The sequence below is a fragment of the uncultured Anaerococcus sp. genome, from assembly GCF_963510915.1.
Classification (GTDB): Bacteria; Bacillota; Clostridia; order Tissierellales; family Peptoniphilaceae; genus Anaerococcus.
The window spans coordinates 1-3901 of the sequence record NZ_CAUPHG010000124.1 but is presented as its reverse complement, the minus strand read 5'-3'; the positions used below and the strand labels follow the sequence as shown (position 1 = coordinate 3901).

Genomic DNA, 3901 nt, shown 5'->3' with positions numbered 1-3901 from the left:
TTTCTCCTGATAAATATTCCATTACTAGTTTGATTTTAAATTCTTTTGTGTATTTCGGCATACAAAAACCCCTCCATCCGTATTCCGGATTTTGGGGTTCAGGTCATTTTGACGTCTTATTTTTTTTGCTTTTGATGATTATAATTAAGTTTTGTTTGAGGGAGTATAATATAAGCTAGAAGAAAGTTTTTTATCAAGAGATGAAAAAAATGGAGGGAAAATGCTAGATAATAAAGGCTTTGACTTGTGGGCAGATGGGTACGATAAAAGTGTTGGTCTTTCTGATGAGGAAAATACCTATCCCTTTGCAGGTTATAAGGATATTTTAAATAAAATTTATAAGAGCGTTTTGGAAGCTAAGGCGAAAGATGTCTTAGATATTGGTTTTGGGACAGCTACCCTAACTAGCCGTCTATATGACCAGGGTATTAGAATCTATGGTCAAGATTTCTCTGAGGAAATGATGAAAATCGCCAAAGAAAAGATGCCAAATGCAGACTTATATGCTGGTGATTTTGTAAGGGGGCTTGCTTCTGCTTTGTTAGACCATAAGTACGATGCGATAATTGCAACTTATTCCCTCCACCACTTAGGTGATGAAGAAAAAGTTTCTTTTATCAAAAGCTTGGTATCTATTCTAAATGAAGGTGGGAAAATATATATAGGAGATGTGGCTTTTTGGAGCAGAAAAGATTTGGAAGCCTGCAGGCAAGAAGCGAAAGCTTATTGGGATGAAGATGAGTTTTATTTTGTCTATGATGAGTTGAAAAAAGAATTTTCCAACCTATCCTTTGACCAAGTTTCATTTTGTGCAGGAATATTAACTATTGGCAAATAGGTTATTATAAATAGGTTGGTATAGAAATGAACCTAGAAGATAAAAAAGTTTAAAATGCATGATCTACTAATTATAAAAACAAAGCTTAGGGATTTTAAAAAATTACAAGTAAATATTAGATTTTATAAGGCTTTGGGAGTGGATTGTGTTTTGATTAAGGCACTTGATAAGTTAAATGAAAAAGAAATCAATGAGCTTTTAGCCATAAATGAGACCTACTCAAAGCAGGGCATAGGCCTTATATTAAGTTTAGACATTGATGAGCTTATGCCTAAACTCTTGGGAAAGACGGGTATAAAATATAATTTTTCCAATCCTAAAATTAGGAAAAGCTTTTATCATTTTCTCGCCTATTTAATAAAATATGGGATAGGTGGCTTCTATTTATTGGGGCTTGAAAATCTTGCACCTAGCCCCAATAAGCTCATTGAATTTATTAGAGAACTTAATAAAAATACTTTTTTTAATAAAAAAATCCTATCTCTAGGAGAAATTAAGGCAGCGAAAAAAACCCTACTAGCCCTAGGCAATCCAAATATTTCAACCCTTTCTATGGTAAGACCCAAGGGAGGGATAAGAGATTTATTTGAGCTTTCGATAGATTTTGACCAAGTCAAGTCCGGCTTGTGTTTGGGTCCCGATAATTTTATAAACCAGGAAATTAATTTTCAAAACTATCCCCAATCTGGAAAAAGATTGGTTTTTATGATTCTTTTTTTCTTGAAGGCAAGTTTTTATATAGAAGAAAGTTTTTTAGACTTTGAAGATGTAAGATTTTTGCGAAAACTTTTTCTCTTGAAAAATAAAATCAAAAGGTTAAGCAAAATCAACAGAATTTTGCCAAAGGAAAAAGACATCCTAGCCTTCACTAGGGAAGGTGAGGGGGCAAAGGTGGTTTTTTTGGCAAATCTCACAGAAAAGGAAGTCCTTCTTGACCTTGCCTTTAAGGTCATGGACTACAAAGACTATGAGTTTTTGGAAGGATCTTTAACCCACCGCACCCTCTATAGGACTATTATTTTAAGACCCTATGAGGCCGTGGCCTTTGAAAAATTGTAAATAAAATTAATAAATGTAAAATATAAGAAAGTTATAAGATAAGGAGCAATGATGAAAATTATAGTAATGGGCATGGGCTATGTTGGCCTATCAAATGCAGTCCTACTCGCCCAATCAAATGAGGTTATAGGCCTTGAAATTGACCGAAAAAAGGTAGACCTCATTAACAATAAAAAATCACCTTTAAAAGATGACTACATAATCGATTATTTGGCAAATAAGGATTTAAACTTAGTAGCCAAGACAAGTGGACAAGAGGATTTTAAGGACGCTAACCTTGCTATTCTAGCCCTTCCAACCAACTACGATGAGGTGGAGGGATTTTTTGACACCTCTTTTTTAGATGATGCTATTAAGATGATAAAAGCAATCAGAAAAGACTTGCCAATCCTCATTAAATCTACTATTCCAATCGGTTACACAGAAGGGAAAAATAAGGAATATGGATGCGATAATATAATCTTTTCCCCAGAATTTCTAAGAGAGGGCAGGGCCCTTTATGATTCCCTAAATCCATCTAGGATAATTGTGTCAGATAAGACAGCAATCGGAGAAAAAATCGCAGACCTTTATAAAAAAGAAGCCTTAAATAATCCGGAAGTTATTTTGATGGGCAGAAGTGAAGCTGAGGCCGTAAAACTTTTTGCCAATACTTATCTTGCTATGAGGGTTTCTTTCTTTAATGAACTTGACAACTACGCCATAGCTAAGGGGCTTGATGCCAAGTCAATAATCGAGGGCGTTTCGGCTGATCCAAGGATAGGCAACCACTACAACACCCCATCCTTTGGCTATGGTGGTTATTGCTTGCCAAAAGATTCCAAGCAACTTTATGCAAATTATGAAAATATTCCGACCGCCATATTTAAGTCAATCATTGATTCAAACGAGGTTAGGAAAGATTTTGTAAGCGAGGATATTTTGGCTAAAAAACCTGAAACCATCGGGGTTTATAGGTTGGTAATGAAAAAAGGTTCAGATAATTTTAGGAAATCTGCCATCTTTGATGTAATAAATAACCTCAAAGCCAAGGGAGCAAAGCTTGTAATTTACGAACCAAATCTAGAAGGCGATGACTTTGAAGGTATGAAATTAATTAGAAGTTTAGACGACTTTAAAAAGGTCGATTTGATAATAGCAAATAGGGTCGAAGACGACCTAAAAGATGTAAAAAATAAACTTTACACCAGGGACTTATTTGAGAGGGATTAGATGATAGAAAAGAAAAACGTGCCCCAAGTCCATTCCAAGCTCAGAAAATCTTTTATATCTGTGCCGGAAGAAATTTACAAGGCAAGTGGTATCAAAATTTTTGATAAGAGGATTAAATCCTTGCTTTTCACCACAGACCTTGCCATAATTAGAAATTCAAACGCTGACTCAATTATGGCGGTCTACCCATACACACCCCTAAATTCCATCACTGAAGCGATCATTTCAATAGCTTCAGTCCCATGTTTTATAGGAGTTGGGGGCGGGACTACTCAAGGTCCTAGGTCAAGGTTTGTAGCCTATTATGCAGAGCTTGCTGGTGCCTATGGGGTGGTTGTTAATGGACCAATTCCTCACGAAGATATAAGGGAAATTTCGAGATTTGTTGATATACCAGTTATAGCTACCGTTTCATCCTTGAAAGATGACTACAAGGCGAAAATTGATGCGGGAGCTGAAATTTTAAATGTTTCTGGTGGTAAATATACAGCAGACCTAGTCCGTCATATTAGGGCAGATATTGGAAATGAATTCCCAATAATTGCTACAGGTGGCAAGGACGGAACATCCATACTTGAGACTATAAGTGCCGGAGCAAATGCTATTTCCTACACTCCACCATCTTCGTCTGATGTTTTTGGGTCAATGATGGATAAGTACAGAAACGAGGATATCTAATGTATAGTGGATATTTTACAGATGTTGGGAATATAAAAGTAGGCCACGCCGCAGACTACGAGGGCGGCACAGGTCTTAGTTTTATTTTTTAATACACAGGCATTAGTGCAGTTG

4 protein-coding genes are annotated in these 3901 nt (G+C 36.1%); all 4 read left to right on the top strand.

Features of this window, described 5'->3' with window-relative positions; translation table 11 throughout:
- The first annotated feature begins 220 nt into the window (after positions 1-220).
- The 4 genes from RQ893_RS08445 to RQ893_RS08430 are packed head-to-tail and all read left to right on the top strand — an operon-like array spanning position 221 to position 3787.
- Positions 221-838 (top strand): class I SAM-dependent methyltransferase, encoded by a 618-nt coding sequence (locus RQ893_RS08445; protein WP_311482576.1) that lies wholly within the window; start codon positions 221-223, stop codon positions 836-838.
- A gap of 54 nt (positions 839-892) precedes the next feature.
- Positions 893-1897, top strand: coding sequence for a hypothetical protein (locus RQ893_RS08440; protein ID WP_311482575.1), 1005 nt, complete (start codon positions 893-895; stop codon positions 1895-1897).
- 51 nt (positions 1898-1948) lie between these two features.
- On the top strand, positions 1949-3109 hold the full coding sequence (locus RQ893_RS08435; RefSeq protein WP_311482574.1) for a nucleotide sugar dehydrogenase: 1161 nt from the start codon (positions 1949-1951) through the stop codon (positions 3107-3109).
- Positions 3110-3787 carry a hydrolase gene (locus RQ893_RS08430; protein WP_311482573.1) on the top strand — a complete coding sequence of 226 codons (678 nt, stop codon included), beginning with the start codon at positions 3110-3112 and terminating at the stop codon, positions 3785-3787.
- The last annotated feature ends 114 nt before the right edge of the window (positions 3788-3901 follow it).

What these genes read in the sequence shown, in the direction of transcription:
- RQ893_RS08445 (WP_311482576.1), top strand. Translation starts at nt 221, where the DNA reads ATGCTAGATAATAAAGGCTTTGACTTGTGGGCAGATGGGTACGATAAA.
- RQ893_RS08435 (WP_311482574.1), top strand. Translation starts at nt 1,949, where the DNA reads ATGAAAATTATAGTAATGGGCATGGGCTATGTTGGCCTATCAAATGCA.
- RQ893_RS08440 (WP_311482575.1), top strand. Translation starts at nt 893, where the DNA reads ATGCATGATCTACTAATTATAAAAACAAAGCTTAGGGATTTTAAAAAA.
- RQ893_RS08430 (WP_311482573.1), top strand. Translation starts at nt 3,110, where the DNA reads ATGATAGAAAAGAAAAACGTGCCCCAAGTCCATTCCAAGCTCAGAAAA.